We start from the raw sequence: 18456 nt of genomic DNA, 5'->3' as shown, positions 1-18456 counted from the left end.
GAGAATCCATGCCTGAATATGCCGTCGACCGGCTTGTCCTCCTGCCCGACGACATCGACCTGTCGCGCTCGCCGCTGGCCGGGCACATCGACGCCGAGACCTATGTCCTCGGTGCGTTCAATCCGGCGCTGACGCGACTGCCGAGTGGCAACCTGTGCATGTTCGTGCGCATCGCCGAGGCGCTGCGCAAGCCGATCAGCGACGGCCATGTCCATGCGATCCGCTGGCAGGGCAGTGAGGGCGGAACCGGCGGCTATGTCCTCGACGCCTGGCCGCTCGATCTCGTCGATACCGCCGATCCGCGAAAGTTCATGATGCGTGGCGGCGGGTGGAAGGTGATGGCCCTGACCTCGCTGTCCTGGATCCTGCCGGTCGAGCTGACCCCCGACGGGCTTGAGGTGGTGGCGATCCATTACGACAAGGCGATCGCGCCGCAGGGCAGCTATCAATGCTATGGCGTCGAGGATGCCCGCGTATCGAAGGTCGGCGACCGCTGGCAAATGACGACCTGTTCAGTCAGCCCGGAACGGCATTCGACCACGCTCTACAGCAGCGACAACGGCCTAGACTACGCGTTCGAAGGCATCGTGCTCGATCACCAGAACAAGGACATGCTGATCTTCGAAGGGCTGGTCGGCGGGCAATATTGGGCACAGACGCGGCCGCTCGGTGACCTCTATTTCGCCTATCCGCCGGGCAGCGAATGGCGTGCCGGGCCATCGATCAACCTCGCCACTTCGCCCGATGCGCTGCATTGGAAACCGCATCTCCAGCCCGGCATCCGCCCGCATGCGGCGACGATCGCGACGGCGCGGATGGGCGGCGGTACGCCGCCGATCCTGACGAACGAGGGCTGGCTAACGCTGTGGCACGGGGTCGAGCCGAGCGGGATCGTCGGTATCTATCGCACCTATTGGTCGCTGCTCGACCGCGACAATCCGACGAAGGTGATCCGCACACAGCACTCGCCGCTACTCGAAGCCAACCCCGATCTTACCCGCCCGATCGAGCATCAAATGTATCTGCGCGACGTGGTGTTCACGACTGGCATTGCCGATGGCGGCGACCACTATATCGTTGCGTCGGGCGAGGCGGATCTCGCTTGCCGCATCACCTATATTCCCAAGTCGGTGTTCGCTGCGGGCTGATCCATTGCGTGCTATCCCGGCCGCCTCTATGTCGACGAAGAAGTAACGAATGAGACGAGTTCAGGAGGGCGCCATGACCGCCAATGCGCTGCAATATATGCCTGGCTTCGGCAATGATTTCGAAAGCGAGGCGCTTCCCGGTGCGCTGCCGCAGGGCCAGAACTCGCCGCAGCGCTGCCCCTATGGTCTTTACGCCGAGCAGCTGTCAGGCACCGCCTTCACCGCGCCGCGCGGGCGTAACGAGCGTAGCTGGTGCTATCGCATCCGTCCCAGCGTGCGTCACGTCGGGCGTTTTCAGCCCATCGACGTTTCGCATTGGAAATCGGCGCCCAACATCTTCCCCGAGGTCACCAGCCTCGGGCAGTATCGTTGGAACCCGGTGCCGCATGGCGAAGGGGATACCGACTGGATCACCGGGATGCGCACCGTCACCACGGCGGGCGACGTTAATACCCAGACCGGCATGGCGAGCCACATCTATCTCGTCACGCAGTCGATGGTGGACAGTTACTTCTACTCGGCCGACGGCGAATTGCTGGTCGTGCCGCAGCAAGGCACGCTGCGTTTCTGCACCGAATTGGGCGTGCTCGACGTCGCGCCGGGTGAGATCGCAGTCCTGCCGCGTGGCCTGGTCTATCGCGTGGAGGTGATCGAGGGGCCGTGCCGCGGCTTTGTCTGTGAGAATTACGGGCAGCAGTTCGACCTGCCCGATCGCGGGCCGATCGGCGCGAACTGCATGGCCAACCCTCGCGATTTCAAGACGCCGGTGGCGGCGTTCGAGGATCGTGATGCGCCCTCCACCGTCACGCTCAAATGGTGCGGCCAGTTTCATCGCAGCGAGATCGGCCACAGCCCGCTCGACGTCGTTGCCTGGCACGGCAACTACGCGCCGTACAAATATGACCTTTCGACCTATTCACCGGTTGGCGCGATCCTGTTCGACCATCCCGACCCCTCGATCTTCACCGTGCTGACCGCGCGATCCGAAGTGGAGGGCACGGCGAATATCGACTTCGTGCTGTTCCGCGAACGCTGGCTGGTCGCCGAAAACAGCTTTCGCCCGCCTTGGTATCACAAGAACGTCATGTCCGAGCTGATGGGCAACATCTATGGCGAATATGATGCCAAGCCGGACGGCTTCGGCCCTGGCGCGATGAGCCTGCACAATTGCATGCTGCCGCATGGTCCGGACCAGGCGGCGTTCGAAAAGGCGAGCACCGGCGAACTGGTCCCGCACAAGCTCGATAACACGATGAGCTTCATGTTTGAGACCCGCTTTCCCCAGCATCTGACGCAATGGGCGGCGAACGAAGCACCGATTCAGCCCGACTATGCCGATGTATGGAGCGGGTTGGAAAAGAAGTTCGACGGCACCATCGATCCGGGCTGACGCGCCACAGTCCTGTCCTGAGCGTCCGTCCTCCCGGCGAAAGCCGGGATCTCGTGCGGCCGCTCCGGTGATGACCCTGATATACCCTGCTTGGCGATGTGGACGAACAGCGGCCTTGACTCACCACCGCTAAAAAGCGGAACATATAGCGAACATATGTCCGTTGAGTCCTTGCCTTTGCTCAAGCGCCGTCTGGCGCGGATCGAGCGCCGCCACAAGCCGGCGAGCGTCTCGCCGCGCCATGCGCCGACTGGCCATGACGGCCTCGACAGGGCGCTTGGCGGCGGGCTGCTGCGCGGTCGCGTCCATGAACTTCAGGTCGCAGATCCCGGCGAAGCCGGTAGCGGCGCGGGCTTTGCCGGTGTCCTGGCGCAGCGACTGGGCGGCGAGCTGCTGTGGCTGCGTGAAGAGGCGGCGGAGCGCGGCATGGGCCGGTTGCACGCGGCTGGACTGGTCGAGATCGGATTCGATCCCGCACATCTCATCCTCGGGGTGCTGCCCGATCCTGCGGCGGTGCTGCGCTGTGCCGCCGACGCCATTCGTTGCCCGGCACTGGGCGCGGTCGTGATCGAACTCTGGGGCGATCCCCGGCCGCTCGACCTCACCGCCACGCGCCGGCTGGCGCTGGCGGCGGAAGGGTCTGGGGTCACCGCACTGCTGCTGCGCGTTGCCGGGCATGAAGCGCCGAGCGCGGCGCAGACGCGCATTGCCATCGCGCCCGCGCCGTCCATCGCGCTCCCAGCCAATGCGCCGGGGCACCCCGCGTGGCGGATCGAACTGCTGCGCCAGCGCGGCAGGCCGGACGGGGGGGCGTGGCGAGTGGAATGGGATCGGGCGAACGGGACGTTGAGAGAGCAGGAACATGACGGCGAGACGATATCTGGCGCTGTGGTTCCCCTATCTGCCGACCGATCGGCTGGCGCGCTCAACACCGGCTGACTTGGCGGTCGAAGGGCCGTTGGCGCTGACCGAACGGCACAAGGGCGCCGTGCGGCTGACCGCGTGCAACCCGGATGCGGTGGCGCTGGGCCTGGGCATCGGCATGACGCTCGCCGATGCGCGCGCGCGCGTACCCGATCTTGCTGCGGTCGAGGGCGATCCCGCCGCCGACATGTCGTGGCTCGAGCGGATCGCCGACGCTTGCGACCGCTTTACGCCCAGCGTCATGACCGAGCCGCCGGATGGCTTGGCGCTCGACATTACCGGTTGCGCGCATCTGTTCGGCGGCGAATATGGATTGTTGGCGGAGGTTGAGGCGCGGATGCGGCGCTGGACCGGCCATCTGCGTCATGCACTCGCCGACACGCCGGAGGGCGCACGTGCGCTCGCCCGCTTCCAGACTGCGCCATCCTCCAGCGAAGCCGCCGCGCTTCGCCGCCTGCCGGTCGCTGCGCTCGAACTCGATGACGAGGCCGACCGTGCGTTGCGGCGCGCTGGCCTCAAGACGGTCGGCGACCTGGCCGACCGTCCGGCCGAGCCGCTTGCCGCGCGATTCGGCACCGAACTGCCCGACCGGCTCGCCCGCCTGCTTGGCCGCAGCGGCAGTGTCATCACCCCACGCCGCGCGCCGCCGGCCTTGCTGTTCGAGCGGCGCTTTGCCGAACCGATTGCACGCGCCGACGACGCTGTTGCCGTGATCGGCGAATTGGCGGCGCAGGCATCCATTACCATGGAGGAACAGCGCAAGGGCGGCCGCCGCTTCGTCGCCCGCCTGTTTCGCAGCGACGGGCATGTCGTCGATCTCGCCGTGGAATGCGGTGGACCGTTGCGCGATTCCGCCCGCATCATGCGGCTATTCACCGAACGCGTCGCCGCGCTCGCCGACCCTATCGACCCCGGCTTCGGCTTCGACATGATCCGGCTCGCAGTGCCGCGCATCGAGCCGCTTGCCGCCGCGCAGCTTCAACTGGAAGGCGGATTGGACCATGCCGACGAAGCGATCGGCGAACTGGTCGATCGCTTGAGCATGCGCGCGGGTCCGCGTCGCATCCGCCGCTTCGTCGCACGCGACACGCACATCCCCGAACAGGCCGTGCTGGCGCTGCCCGCGATCGAGGCGCCGCCACCCGCCGCCTGGACAACACCCGATCCCGCCGAACCGCCGCACCGCCCGATCCATTTGTTCGATCCGCCCCAACCCGTCGAAGTCATCGCCGAGCTCCCTGACGGTCCGCCGCGTCGTTTCCGCTGGCGGCGCAATCTGCACGAAATCTCGCGCTTCGAGGGGCCGGAGCGCATCGCTGCCGAATGGTGGCGCCGCGCCCCCGGCGATCCCGGCCTGACCCGCGATTACTACCGCGTCGAGGACGTACGCGGCCGCCGCTTCTGGCTGTTCCGCCACGGCCTCTACGACGAAAAGCCTGCGCCCCGCTGGTATGTGCACGGACTGTTCGCGTGAGCGAGAAGGACCAGCAAAGGCGCCTGTTTGCGTGACTGATTACGCCGAACTCGTCGCCGCGACGCATTTCTCGTTCCTACGCGGCGCGTCGCACCCGGACGACATCATCGCGCGTGCGCACGACCTCGACCTTGCCGGCATCGGCATCGCCGATCGCAACACCGTGGCCGGCGTGGTCCGTGCGCAGGTCACCATGCGCCGCCTGCGGGAAAAGGCGGCGGCAGCAGGGTTGCCCGAACCGCGCATCAAATACGTTCCCGGCGCGCGGCTGGTATTCGTCGACGGCACGCCCGATATCGTCGCCTATCCGGTCAATCGGCGCGGCTGGGGCAACCTCTGCAAGCTGCTGACGCAAGGCAATTTGCGCGCTGAAAAGGGCGATTGCATCCTGCGCCTCACCGACCTTGTCGCCTATCAGGACGACCTGCTGCTGATCGTCCTGCCGACCAGCACCGCCAGCCCGCAGCGCCCGCGGCGCAAGCTGGTGGCGTTCGAACCCGACATTGCCGAGCCGCAATTGACGCTGGTTCAGCCGCCGGGTCTCGAACCGCTGCTGCAACGCCTCGTCCGTCTCGCGCCCGGCCGCGTGTGGCTGGGTGCGACCATGGCGCGGCAGGGTCAGGACGAGCGGCGCCTGGCCGAGCTTGCGCTGACCGCCCGCCGGGCCGGCATCCCCCTGATTGCGGTCGGCGACACGCTCTACGCCGACCCCATGAGCCGCCCGTTGCAGGACGTGCTCACCTGTATCCGCGAAGGCACGACGGTCCATGATGCGGGTCGTCGTCTCGAAGCCAATGCGGAACGTCATCTCAAGCCTTCGGACGAGATGGCACGGCTGTTCGCCGGCTATCCCGACGCGATCGCACAGACCCGCCATCTGCTCGACCGGATCGAGTTCGATCTCGACCAGCTACGCTATGAATATCCGCACGAGCCGGTCCCGGCAGGTTGGGAGCCGCAGGCATGGCTCGAACACATCACCATTCAGGCCGCACATGACTATTATCCGCCCGACAAGCTCGACGAAGCGCTCAGGCTGCTGGCCGACGAGTTCGAGCTGATCGCGCGCCGCAACTACGCCTATTATTTCCTGACCGTCCACGATCTGGTCAAATTTGCGCGGAACTGCGATCCGCCGATCCTGTGCCAGGGGCGCGGCAGCGCGGCCAACTCGATCGTCTGCTTCCTGCTCGGCGTCACCTCGGTCGATCCGGTGCGCTACAAGCTGCTGTTCTCGCGCTTCGTGTCCGACGAGCGCGACGAGCCGCCCGATATCGACGTCGATTTCGAGCATGAGCGGCGCGAAGAGGTGATGCAATATATCTACGAGCGTTACGGCCGGCATCGTGCCGGCATCGCGTCCACCGTCATCCACTATCGTCCGCGCAGTGCGGTGCGCGAAGTGGGCAAGGCGCTCGGCCTGACCGAGGATATCACTGGACGTATCGTCGATACCGTGTGGGGCAGCTTCAGCAGCGAACTGCCCGAACATCGCGTGACCGAGGCCGGGTTCGACGTGAACTCGCCCGAAATCCGCCGCCTGATCGATCTGGTCGCTCAGTTGCTGGGGCAAAAGGCGCCGCGCCATTTGTCGCAGCATGTCGGCGGTTTCGTGCTGACTCAGGACCGGCTCGACGAGACGGTGCCCCTCCACAATGGCGCGATGGAGGACCGCACCTTCATCGAATGGGACAAGGACGATATCGACGCGCTCGAGCTGATGAAGGTCGATGTTCTCGCGCTCGGCATGCTGACCTGCGTGCGCAAGGCGTTCGATCTGATGAAGCTTCACGATCTGGGCGAGCAGGATCTGCGCGTCGATCTCGATTCCGACGATCCCGAAGTTTACGCCATGCTCGAAAAGGGCGACAGCGTCGGCGTGTTCCAAGTCGAAAGCCGCGCGCAGATGAACATGCTGCCTCGGCTCGCGCCCAAAAGCCTGTACGATCTCTCCGTTCAGGTCGCGATCGTTCGTCCCGGCCCGATCGAGGGCGATATGGTCCATCCTTACCTCCGCCGCCGCTGCGGCGAGGAGAACATGGAACTGCCTTCGCCTGGACCTGACCATCCTCAGGACGAACTCGAACAGCTGCTCGGCCAGACCTATGGCGTGCCGATCTTCCAGGAACAGGCGATGAAGCTTGCCATCACCGCCGCCGGCTTCACGCCGTCAGAAGCCAACCAGCTGCGCCGCGCCATGGCGACCTTCCGCCATGTCGGCACCATCGGCGAATTCGAAACCAAGATGGTCGAAGGCATGGCCGCGCGCGGTTATGAGCGTGACTTCGCGCAGCGCTGCTACAATCAGATCAAGGGTTTCGGCTCGTACGGCTTCCCCGAAAGCCATGCGCTGTCCTTCGCGCGCCTCGTCTATGTCTCCGCCTGGCTCAAATGCCATCATCCGGCGGTGTTCTGCTGCGCGCTGCTCAATTCGCAGCCGATGGGCTTTTATGCCCCGGCACAGCTGGTGCGCGATGCGCGCGAGCATGATGTCGAAATCCGCCCGATCGACGTCAACTACAGCGGATGGGACAATAGCCTCGAACCGGATGGGCGGGGCGGGCTGGCGCTGCGCATCGGTTTCCGCCAGATCGATGGGTTCCGCCAGGACTGGGGCAACGATATCGCCGCCGAGCACGCGAACGGCCGCTATGACGGGGTCGAGCCGCTCGCCCGCCGCGCCGACTTGCCCCGCCGCGCGCTGCGCCTGCTCGCCGATGCCGACGCCTACCGCTCGCTCGGCCTTTCGCGTCGCGAAGGGTTGTGGGAAGCGCGGCGCACCCCATCCGGTGCGCTCCCGCTGTTCGCCGCGGCCCGCGCGCGTGAACTGGGCGAGGAACCCGAAATCGCGCTGCCCGCCATGCCGCTGAGCGAAGAGGTCGCCGCCGACTATCAGGTGACGCGCCTCTCGCTCAAGGATCACCCGATGACCTTCCTGCGCGACACGCTGCAGAGCGAGGGTGTGCTGAGCTGCGCGGAGACCAGCGCAGCAAAGGCCGGCCGTCGCGTGCGTACCGCCGGCGTCGTGCTGATCCGCCAGCGCCCGGGCAAGGGCAATGCGATCTTCATCACGCTGGAGGACGAGACCGGCGTCACCAACGTGCTGCTCTGGGCGCGCGATTTCGAGCGGCAGCGGCGTGCGGTCATGGCCTCGCGCCTGATGGTGGTGGAAGGGGTGATCCAGCGCAGCAAGGAAGGCGTCGTCCACCTGATGGCCAGCACCGTCACCGATCGCACCGCACTCCTGTCCCTGCTGAACGAAGAAACGCCTCATCTGCCGCTCTGCCCGACCGACGAAGTCGCGCGCGGCCCCAGCCACCGTCATCCGCGCGACGTGCGCATCCTCCCCGGCTCACGCGATTTTCATTAGTCTCGCTCGGATTGCTGGATGCGGCACTACCGATCCACAAGCACCGGTTGCCCTTTGCTGCGCTGCAAGGCATGGGGAACAGAGGAAAGTTCGACACCAAATCGAGGGCGCGATGAAGGACAGACTGGTCACGGTGATCGGCGGCGGCGGCTTTGCCGGTCGCTATGTCGCGCAGGCGCTGCTCAAGGCAGGTGCACGTATCCGCATCGCCCAACGCGACCCGCGCGGCGCGTTCTTCATCAAGCCGCTGGGCGGACTGGGGCAGACTCAATTCATCGCCGCCGATGTGCGCCGCCCCGACACACTTGCCCGCGCCGTCGCGGGCGCTGACGCCGTCGTGAACCTTGCCGGGGTGTTTGGGCCGACGATCCAGGCCGTCAATGCCGATGGCGCGGGCAATGTCGCCAGGGCGGCTGCTGCGGCCGGCGTAACCGCGCTTGCCCATGTCTCGGCAATCGGGGCCGATCCCGATTCGCCCTCAGCCTATGGCCGGTCGAAGGGGGAGGGTGAGGCGCAGGTCCGCGCAGTCTTCCCCGACGCCACGATCCTGCGCCCCTCGCTGATCTTCGGTCAGGAGGATCAGTTCGTGAACCGCTTCGCCGGCATCGCCGCGCGATCGCCGTTCGTGCCGGTGCTGAAGGGCGGCACGCGCATCCAGCCCGTGTTCGTCGCCGATGTCGCCGATGCGATCGTCGCCGCGCTCGACAAGCCGCAGGCCCATGCCGGCCAGACGATCGAGCTCGGCGGCCCCGACGTTATGACTTTCACGCAGTTCAACCAGTGGCTCGTTCAGGCGATCGGCAAGGACAAGCCGGTGGTCGAACTGCCGGATTTCGTGGGTGCGGGACTCGCGCGGTTCGGTTTCCTGCCCGGTGCGCCGATCACCTGGGACCAGTGGCTGATGCTTCAGAAGGACAATGTTGCGAAAGGCGACGGTCTGCGCGACCTCGGTATAACGCCGACCCCGCTCGGCGCCGTCGCCGCGGCGTGGCTTGTGCGCTATCGAAAGCACGGCCGCTTCGCCCGGTCGCGTCACGCCGCTTGACGCGCGCTGCATTCAGCGGCTGCCGAGTGGCGGCCATGGCCCGAGGCGTCGTGCGCTAGGCTGGCCCGGGTGGCTGGACAGGGCAACGGGCCGGTTCCGGAACCAGACCTTATGATGCCGGGCGCATCCGGCGGGGAGCGTCCGTAATGAACGACATCGTCACCTATATCCTCCTCGGCATCATCGAGGGACTGACCGAATTCCTGCCGGTATCCTCGACCGGGCATTTGATCCTGGCGGGCGAGTTGTTCGGCTTTACGGGCGAGGGATCGGTCGCGTTCAAGATCGCCATCCAGTTCGGCGCGATCCTGGCGGTGCTGATCGCCTATTGGCGCACCTTTTTCGACGTCGGCATGGGGCTGCTGAACCGCGAGCCTAGTGCGATCGCGTTCACGCGCAACATCCTGATCGGTTTCATGCCGGCGCTGGTTATCGGCGTCATTGCCTATGACGCGATCCGCGCGGCCATGCAGACGCCGGTGATCGTCGCCGTGGCGCTGATTGTGGGCGGCGTCGCGATCCTGCTGATCGAACGCATGGTGAAGCAGGTTCGCTATACCGGCGTGCCGCAAATCCCCACTGGTACGGCGGTCTCGATCGGATTGGTACAGTGTCTGGCGATGCTCCCGGGGGTCAGCCGGTCGGGGGCGACAATCATGGGATCGCTGCTGATGGGGGTCGAGCGCAAGACGGCCGCCGAGTTCAGCTTCTTCCTGGCGGTGCCGACGATGCTGGCGGCAACGACCTATTCGCTGTGGAAGGATCGCGCGTTGCTGAGCGCCGACGATTTCGGTGGGATCGCGATTGGTTTCATTACCGCGTTCGTCGTTGCGCTGGTGGTCGTCAAGGCATTCGTGAAGGTCGTCGGTCGCTATGGATTTGCTCCCTTCGCCTGGTATCGAATCGTGATTGGAGGTGCCGCGCTGATCTGGCTCCTGAGTAGATAGGGCCGTTCCGGACGGTTTGTTGCAGCTCAGATCTGCGATTGGCTAGCAACAAGCTTGAATTCGCCTTAGATTAGGGCAGTAATACTGACTTATATCGCTAATTTGGCGTGACTCGCCCTGTCGGACCTGGCATGGGCTCCGCATGGCAAAAGAAGTCATGCTCCAATTCGTCGACCGTGCGCAGCAGTTTCCGCCCAAGCGCGAAGCCCCCCTGCGCGCCCAGGACTTTCACGAGATTGCAGAGCGCTATGCTGTGCCCACTGCCGAAGAACAGGCGGGGCGCTGCTCGCAATGCGGCGTGCCCTATTGCTCGGTCCATTGTCCGCTGCATAACCATATTCCCGACTGGCTACGCCTGACGGCAGAGGGTCGGCTGCGCGAGGCTTATGAGCTCAGCAACGCCACCTCGACCATGCCGGAGATTTGCGGCCGCATCTGTCCGCAGGACCGGCTGTGCGAAGGCAATTGCGTCATCGAATTTTCGCAGCACGGCTCGGTCACGATCGGCTCGGTCGAAAAATTCATCACCGACAATGCCTGGGACCAGGGATGGGTCGAACCTCTGGTGCCGGGGCCGGCACGCGGCCAGTCGGTCGGCGTGATCGGCGCCGGCCCCGCCGGCCTGACTGCCGCCGAATATCTGCGCGTCGCGGGTTACGAGGTGCATGTCTATGATCGGCACGACCGCGCGGGCGGCCTGCTGACCTATGGCATTCCGGGCTTCAAGCTTGAAAAGCACATCGTCACGCGCCGCACCGACCGGCTCGCCGCCGGCGGCATTGTGTTTCACCAGGGGTTCGAGGTGGGCAAGGACGCGACGCTCGATCAGCTGCGCAACCGCCATGACGCGATCCTCATCGCCACCGGCGTGTACAAGGCGCGCGCGATCAAGGCGCCGGGCGTCGGCGCGACCGGCGTGCTCGAGGCGCTGGATTATCTGACCGCATCCAACCGCAAGGGCTTCGGCGACGCGGTGCCGGCCTATGATGACGGCAGCCTCAACGCCGCCGGCAAGAACGTCGTCGTGATTGGCGGCGGCGATACCGCGATGGATTGCGTGCGTACCGCGATCCGCCAGGGCGCTGCCAGCGTGAAGTGCCTGTATCGTCGTGACCGCGCCAACATGCCCGGCAGCCAGCGCGAGACGCAGAATGCCGAGGAAGAGGGCGTCGAGTTCGTCTGGCTCTCCGCGCCAGAGGCGTTCGAGGGCGGCGATCAGGTCACCTCGGTCAGGGCAGTCGGCATGCGCCTCGGCGCGCCTGACGCGACCGGCCGCCGCGCGCCCGAACCCGATCCGGGATCGGCGTTCGACGTGCCCGCCGATATGGTGATCAAGGCACTGGGCTTCGATGCCGAAGACTTGCCCGCGCTGTTCAATGCGCCTGAGCTTGGCGTCACGCGCTGGGGCACGATCCGCACGGATTCGCGCACGATGATGTCCAACCTGGAAGGCGTGTTCGCCGCCGGCGACATCGTCAAGGGCGCCAGCCTGGTGGTTCAGGCAATCCGCGATGGCCGCGACGTCAGCGAGCGGATGCATGCCTGGCTCAAGGGGCAGAAGGCACTCGCGCCCGGCCAGCGGATCACGCCCGCCGAGCGGCAGAGCGTCGCCGCATGATCTGCGTTGCGCCCGGTTCGCTCCCGTGTACCGTCGCGCGCCCGTTTCCTCATCCGTCACGCCCGAATACCGATCCGAAGGCCGACCGAAATGACTGACATGACCCTCGACGCGCAGCGCGCCTTCCTTGCCGAGCACGGCATGTACCGTCCCGAATTCGAGGGCGATGCCTGCGGCGTTGGCATGGTCGCGGCGATCGACGGCCAGCCCTCGCGCCGGGTGGTGCAGAGCGCGATCGATGCGCTGAAGGCGGTGTGGCACCGTGGCGCTGTCGACGCCGACGGCAAGACCGGCGACGGCGCGGGCATCCATGTCGACCTGCCGCTGCGCTTCTTCGACGATGCCGTGCTCGCTTCGGGCCATCGCGTGCTGCCCAATCGTCTGGCGGTGGGCATGATCTTCATGCCGCGCGTCGATCTCGGCGCGCAGGAGGCGTGCCGCACGATCGTCGAAAGCGCGATCATCGAGGCCGGCTACACCATCTATGGCTGGCGGCAGGTGCCGGTCGACGTGTCGGTCATTGGCATGAAGGCGCAGGCGACCCGGCCCGAGATCGAACAGATCATGATCGCCGGCCCCATGCCCGACGAACAGAGCGAGGCCGAGTTCGAGAAGAACCTCTACCTCGTCCGCCGCCGCATCGAAAAGGGGATCATCGCCGCTCAGATCAGCGGATTTTACGTGTGTTCGCTCTCGTGCCGCTCGATCATCTACAAGGGGCTGTTCCTCGCCGAGAGCCTCAGCGAATTCTACCCGGACCTCAAGGACGAGCGGTTCGTCAGCCGCGTCGCGATCTTCCACCAGCGCTATTCGACCAACACCTTCCCGCAATGGTGGCTGGCCCAGCCGTTCCGCTGCCTGGCGCATAATGGCGAGATCAACACGATCCGCGGCAACAAGAACTGGATGCTCAGCCACGAGATCAAGATGGCGAGCCTGGCGTTCGGCGAGCATTCGGAGGACATCAAGCCGGTGATCCCGGCCGGCGCGTCGGACACGGCGGCGCTGGACGCGGTGTTCGAGGCGATCTGCCGCTCGGGCCGCGATGCGCCGACGGCCAAGCTGATGCTCGTGCCCGAGGCATGGCAGGCGATCGAATCGATGCCGCAGCAGCATCTCGACATGTACAAGTATCTAGCGAGCGTGATGGAGCCATGGGACGGCCCGGCCGCCCTTGCCATGACTGATGGCCGCTGGGCGGTCGCGGGCGTCGACCGCAACGCGCTGCGTCCGCTGCGCTATACCCGCACGGCCGACGGACTGCTGGTCGTCGGGTCCGAGACGGGCATGGTCCAAATCCCGGAGTCGACCGTCATTGCCAAGGGGCGCCTCGGCCCCGGCCAGATGATCGCGGTCGATCTGGAAGAAGGCCGCTTCTACCACGATGACGAGGTCAAGGACCGGATCGCCGGCGAATATGACTATGCCGGGATGATCGGCGAATTCATCGACATCGACGGCCTGCCGCCGGTGGATGATGTCGGCCCGCTGTTCGATCGCGCCGAACTCACGCGCCGCCAGGTTGCCGCCGGCCAGACGCTCGAGGATATGGAACTGATCCTATCGCCCATGGCGAGCGACGGCAAGGAAGCGGTCGGATCGATGGGCGACGACACGCCGCTTGCTGTCATCAGCGACAAGCCGCGCCTGATCAGCCAGTTCTTCCGTCAGAACTTCAGCCAGGTCACCAATCCGCCGATCGACAGCCTGCGCGAACGCCATGTGATGTCGCTCAAGACGCGCTTCGGCAACCTCGCCAACATCCTCGATACCGGCGAGACCGCGAACAAGGTGCTGGTGCTCGAAAGCCCGGTGCTGACCAACAATGACTGGGCGCGGCTGAAGGCGCATTTCGGCAGCCAGGCGGCCGAGATCGACTGCACCTTCCCGGCCGGCGGCGGTCCGGAGACGCTGCGCGCGGCAATCGCGGAACTGCGCAACCAGGCCGAACAGGCGGTGCGCGCCGGCGCGACCGAACTGTTCCTGACCGACGAGCATGTCAGCGCCGATCGTGTCGCCATCGCCGGCGTGCTGGCGACTGCAGCGGTGCACACGCACCTCGTGCGCAAGGGGCTGCGCAGCTATGCCAGCGTCAACGTTCGCACCGCCGAATGCCTCGACACCCATTATTATGCGGTGCTGATCGGCGTCGGCGCGACCACCGTGAACGCCTATCTGGCGGAGGCGGCAATAACCGACCGGCATGCGCGCGGCCTGTTCGGCGACCTCAGCCTTGCGCAATGCCTGAAAAACCATCGCAAGGCGATCCAGGAAGGCTTGCTCAAGATCATGTCAAAGATGGGGATCGCGGTGATCTCCAGCTATCGCGGTGGCTATAATTTCGAAGCGGTCGGTTTGAGCCGCAGCCTCGTCAACGACTTCTTCCCGGGCATGCCGGCCAAGATCTCGGGCGAGGGCTACAGCTCGCTGCACCTCAACGCCAGGCTGCGGCACGAGGCGGCGTTCGACACCGGCGTCGCGACGCTGCCGATCGGCGGCTTCTATCGCCAGCGCCATGGTGGCGAGACCCATGCCTATTCGGCGCAGCTGATGCACTTGCTTCAGACCGCAGTCGGCACCGACAGCTATTCGACCTATCTGCAATTCTCGCGCGGCGTGCGCGACTTGCCGCCGGTGTATCTGCGCGATCTGCTCGAGTTCAACTTCCCCAATGAAGGCGTGAACATCGATCAGGTCGAGGCGATCACGGAGATTCGCAAGCGCTTCGTCACGCCCGGCATGTCGCTCGGCGCACTGTCGCCCGAGGCGCACGAGACGCTGGCGATCGCCATGAACCGCATCGGCGCAAAGGCCGTATCGGGCGAGGGCGGCGAAGATTCGGTCCGCTACAAGCCCTATGAGAATGGCGACAACGCCAATTCGACGATCAAGCAGATCGCGTCCGGCCGCTTCGGCGTTACCGCCGAATATCTGGGCGCGTGCGACGAGGTCGAGATCAAGGTGGCGCAGGGTGCCAAGCCCGGCGAGGGCGGGCAGCTGCCCGGCTTCAAGGTGACCGAGTTCATCGCCAAACTGCGCCACGCGACGCCAGGCGTGACGCTGATCAGCCCGCCGCCGCATCACGACATCTATTCAATCGAGGATCTGGCGCAGCTGATCTACGACTTGAAGCAGATCAACCCGCGCGCGCGCGTCTGCGTCAAGCTCGTGTCCAGCGCCGGGATCGGCACCGTTGCTGCGGGCGTCGCCAAGGCGCACGCCGATGTCATCCTGGTCGCCGGCCATGTCGGCGGCACCGGCGCGTCACCGCAGACCAGCGTCAAATATGCCGGCACGCCGTGGGAAATGGGCCTGTCGGAGGTCAACCAGACGCTCACCCTCAACGGCCTGCGCGGCCGGGTGAAGCTGCGTACCGACGGCGGCCTCAAGACCGGGCGCGACATCGTCATCGCCGCGATCCTGGGTGCCGAGGAGTTCGGCATCGGCACGCTGAGCCTCGTTGCCATGGGCTGCATCATGGTGCGCCAGTGCCATTCGAACACTTGTCCCGTGGGCGTCTGCACCCAGGACCAGCGCCTGCGCGACAAATTCACCGGCACCCCGGAAAAGGTCATCAACCTCATGACCTTCATCGCCGAGGAAGTGCGCGAGATTCTTGCCAAGCTGGGCGCGAAGAGCCTTGATGAAGTGGTCGGCCGCACCGAATTGCTGCGGCAGGTCAGTCGCGGCGCCGAGCATCTCGACGATCTCGACCTCAACCCGATCCTAGCCAAGGTCGATGCCGACGAAGCCGAGCGCCGCTTCAGCCTCAACACCTTCCGTAACGCCGTGCCCGACAGCCTCGACGCGCAGATCATCGCCGATGCAAAGGCGGTGTTCGATCGCGGCGAGAAGATGCAGCTCGCCTATAACGTGCGCAACACGCATCGTGCGGTCGGCACGCGGCTGTCGAGCGAGATCACCCGTACCTTCGGCATGAGCAAATTGAACGATGGCCATGTCCAGATCCGCCTGCGCGGCTCGGCGGGCCAGTCGCTCGGCGCGTTCCTGTGCAAGGGCATCCGTCTCGAAGTGTTTGGCGACGCCAACGACTATGTCGGCAAGGGGCTGTCGGGCGGCACCATCGTGGTGCGTCCGCTGGTCAGCTCGCCACTGGAGAGCCGCGCCAACACGATCATCGGTAACACTGTGCTCTACGGCGCCACCAGCGGCCGGCTGTTCGCCGCGGGGCAGGCGGGGGAGCGGTTCGCCGTTCGCAACTCGGGCGCGCACGTCGTGGTTGAGGGATGCGGCGCCAATGGCTGCGAATATATGACCGGCGGCGTCGCGGTGGTGCTGGGCCGCACCGGCCAGAATTTCGGCGCAGGCATGACGGGCGGCATGGCGTTCATCTATGACGAGGATCGCGTTTTCGAAGCGAACGCCAACCCCGACAGCATCGTGTGGCAGCGGCTCTCGTCCGCGTATTGGGAGGCGGTGCTCAAGAACCTCGTCGCCGACCATGCCGAGGCGACCGACAGCAAATGGTCGAATGGCCTCATCGAGGATTGGGAGCGTGTGTGCGGCCATTTCTGGCAAGTCGTGCCAAAGGAAATGCTCGACCGGCTCGCGCATCCGCTCGACGACAGCCTCGAGTTGGTCGCGGCGGAGTAGGCTCGTTCAGCGGGGACTCATCGGCTATAGGTAAGCGACTGAATTCGCTTACGACTCGGGAGTCCCCGCCATGCGTACCATTTTCTTCGCGCTTGCGGCCGCTACTTGCCTTGCCACGCCCGCCCTGGCGCAGGAGCGTGAGGTGCGGGTTGCCGAAACGCTCGGCGACCCTGCCGTGCAGGACGGTCTGGCCGCTGCCGTCTCTGCCATCGCCGGCATCGTGCTCGACACGCGGGTCGGCAGCCTCGCCCCCTACAGCGACGGACGCGTCCGTCCCGGGGACACGCTACGCGACGTAAAACGCCGTGAGGATCCGGGCTTCGAGCGCCGCTTGCGACAGGATACGCGCCGTGCGGTCGGCCTGGCGGGTCAGGTTGCGGGCGACGCCGCGTCGGCCAGCGGCGCGATCATCGAAACCGCCGATCGCCTGCGCGCCGCGCTCGCGCCGCTTGCCGATGCGGTCGATGCGCGACGGGACGAATACGGGCCCGACTGACTTCGCTTGCGACGCGCCGCAACGCGCGCCTAAAGCAGGGGCATGTGGCAGCTTTACCAATTCCCGCTTTGCCCCTTCTCGCGCAAGGTTCGCCTTGTTCTGGGTGAGAAGGGCGTGGGGTACGAGCCGGTGCGCGAATCGCCTTGGCTGCGGCGGGACGAATTTCTCGACATGAACCCCGCCGGCCAGGTGCCGGTGATGGCTGACGACCGCGGCGTGGTGCTGATCGATTCGGTCGCGATCTGCGAATTCTTCGAAGAGACGGTCAGCAAGGCCGCGCTGCTCGGCGGCACGGCGGCCGACCGCGCCGAAATCCGCCGCCTCGTAGCGTGGTTCGACGTTCAGTTCTTTCGCGACATTACCGGGCCCCTGCTGAACGAGCGCATGATCAAGCGCATCGTCCACCGCGCCACACCGGATTCGGGCGCCCTGCGCGAAGCGATGAAGGCAGCGGTCGCGCATCTCGACTATATCGACTTCCTGCTCGACCACCGCACCTGGCTCGGCGGCTCGACCATGAGCCTTGCCGACCTTGCCGCGGCCGCACAGATCAGCGTTGCCGACTATCTCGGCGGCATCGATTGGAAGAGCCACGAACAGGCCAAGCGCTGGTATGTCGGCATGAAGAGCCGTCCGAGCTTCCGCCCGCTGCTCGCCGAGCGCATGGAAAGCATCAACCCGCCATCCGACTACGAGAAGCTGGACCTCTGAGCGTGAGCAGGGCGAGCGCAGTCGTCATTGGCGCGACCGGCGGGATCGGCGGCGCCTTCGCCGATCTGCTCGAAGAAGAGGGCGCGCATGCCCGGGTGTGGCGCTTCGGGCGTTCGCTCACCGGCACGGCGCATCTCGACCTCACCGACGAAGCTACCATCGCCGCCGCCGCGGCGCAGGTCGCCGCCGGGCCGCCGCCCTCGCTGGTCTTTGTGGCCACGGGATTGCTGAGCGAAGGCGAGCATGGCCCTGAAAAGGCGTTGCGCGATCTCGATCCCGCATGGCTGGCACGCATGTTCGCGATCAATGCGATCGGGCCGGCGATGGTCGCCAAGCATTTCCTGCCCCTGCTGGCGCGCGAGGGCACGCCGGTCTTCGCCGCGCTGTCGGCGCGGGTCGGCAGCATCGCCGACAATCGTCTCGGCGGCTGGCACGGCTACCGCGCATCGAAGTCCGCGCTCACCATGCTGATCCGCAACTTCGCCATCGACGCCGCGTGTACTAACAAACGCTCGATTGTCGTCGGCCTACACCCCGGCACCGTCGATACGCCCCTCTCCAAACCCTTCCAATCCAACGTCGCGCCGGGCAAGCTGTTCGCGCCCGACCGCGCGGCGAACCAACTGCTCGACGTGGTCGAAGGGCTGAAGCCTTCCGACAGCGGGAAGTGCTTCGCTTGGGATGGCAGCGAAATCCCCGCCTGACGGATTGGCGAGTGG

12 protein-coding genes are annotated in these 18456 nt (G+C 65.8%); all 12 read left to right on the top strand.

Going from position 1 to position 18456, the window contains the following annotated elements:
* The first annotated feature begins 8 nt into the window (after positions 1 to 8).
* A complete protein-coding gene (locus BFL28_RS13265; RefSeq protein ID WP_069321019.1) occupies positions 9 to 1148 on the top strand; it encodes a glycoside hydrolase family 130 protein in 1140 nt (379 codons plus the stop codon).
* 73 nt (positions 1149 to 1221) lie between these two features.
* On the top strand, positions 1222 to 2538 hold the full coding sequence (gene hmgA / locus BFL28_RS13260; protein ID WP_173655754.1) for a homogentisate 1,2-dioxygenase: 1317 nt from the start codon (positions 1222 to 1224) through the stop codon (positions 2536 to 2538).
* Positions 2539 to 2694: 156 nt separating this feature from the next.
* Positions 2695 to 3477: an ImuA family protein gene (locus BFL28_RS13255; protein ID WP_079247139.1), complete on the top strand. Its 783-nt coding sequence runs from the start codon at positions 2695 to 2697 to the stop codon at positions 3475 to 3477.
* Positions 3401 to 4936 (top strand): Y-family DNA polymerase, encoded by a 1536-nt coding sequence (locus tag BFL28_RS13250; protein ID WP_079247138.1) that lies wholly within the window; start codon positions 3401 to 3403, stop codon positions 4934 to 4936. The genes BFL28_RS13255 and BFL28_RS13250 overlap by 77 nt, the downstream gene beginning before the upstream one ends.
* Entirely contained in the window at positions 4914 to 8306 is a 3393-nt protein-coding gene (locus BFL28_RS13245; protein WP_119184603.1) for an error-prone DNA polymerase, read from the top strand. Before BFL28_RS13250 ends, BFL28_RS13245 begins: the two co-directional genes overlap by 23 nt.
* Before the next feature lie 112 nt (positions 8307 to 8418).
* Positions 8419 to 9351 carry a complex I NDUFA9 subunit family protein gene (locus BFL28_RS13240; protein ID WP_069321015.1) on the top strand — a complete coding sequence of 311 codons (933 nt, stop codon included), beginning with the start codon at positions 8419 to 8421 and terminating at the stop codon, positions 9349 to 9351.
* Positions 9352 to 9497: 146 nt separating this feature from the next.
* Positions 9498 to 10298 carry an undecaprenyl-diphosphate phosphatase gene (locus BFL28_RS13235; RefSeq protein ID WP_069321014.1) on the top strand — a complete coding sequence of 267 codons (801 nt, stop codon included), beginning with the start codon at positions 9498 to 9500 and terminating at the stop codon, positions 10296 to 10298.
* A 142-nt stretch (positions 10299 to 10440) separates the two neighbouring features.
* Positions 10441 to 11916, top strand: coding sequence for an NAD(P)-dependent oxidoreductase (locus BFL28_RS13230; protein WP_069321013.1), 1476 nt, complete (start codon positions 10441 to 10443; stop codon positions 11914 to 11916).
* A gap of 90 nt (positions 11917 to 12006) precedes the next feature.
* A complete protein-coding gene (gltB, locus tag BFL28_RS13225; RefSeq protein WP_069321012.1) occupies positions 12007 to 16530 on the top strand; it encodes a glutamate synthase large subunit in 4524 nt (1507 codons plus the stop codon).
* Positions 16531 to 16600: 70 nt separating this feature from the next.
* A complete protein-coding gene (locus BFL28_RS13220; RefSeq protein WP_069321011.1) occupies positions 16601 to 17026 on the top strand; it encodes a hypothetical protein in 426 nt (141 codons plus the stop codon).
* Between the two features lie 42 nt (positions 17027 to 17068).
* Entirely contained in the window at positions 17069 to 17737 is a 669-nt protein-coding gene (locus BFL28_RS13215) for a glutathione S-transferase family protein (RefSeq protein WP_069321010.1), read from the top strand.
* Positions 17738 to 17739: 2 nt separating this feature from the next.
* Positions 17740 to 18441: an SDR family NAD(P)-dependent oxidoreductase gene (locus tag BFL28_RS13210; RefSeq protein WP_069321009.1), complete on the top strand. Its 702-nt coding sequence runs from the start codon at positions 17740 to 17742 to the stop codon at positions 18439 to 18441.
* The last annotated feature ends 15 nt before the right edge of the window (positions 18442 to 18456 follow it).

Source organism: Sphingomonas turrisvirgatae (assembly GCF_001721295.1).
In the GTDB taxonomy this organism is placed as follows: Bacteria; Pseudomonadota; Alphaproteobacteria; order Sphingomonadales; family Sphingomonadaceae; genus Sphingomonas; species Sphingomonas turrisvirgatae.
The sequence above is the reverse complement of the archived record's forward strand: the minus strand, read 5'-3'. Positions and strand labels throughout refer to the sequence as shown.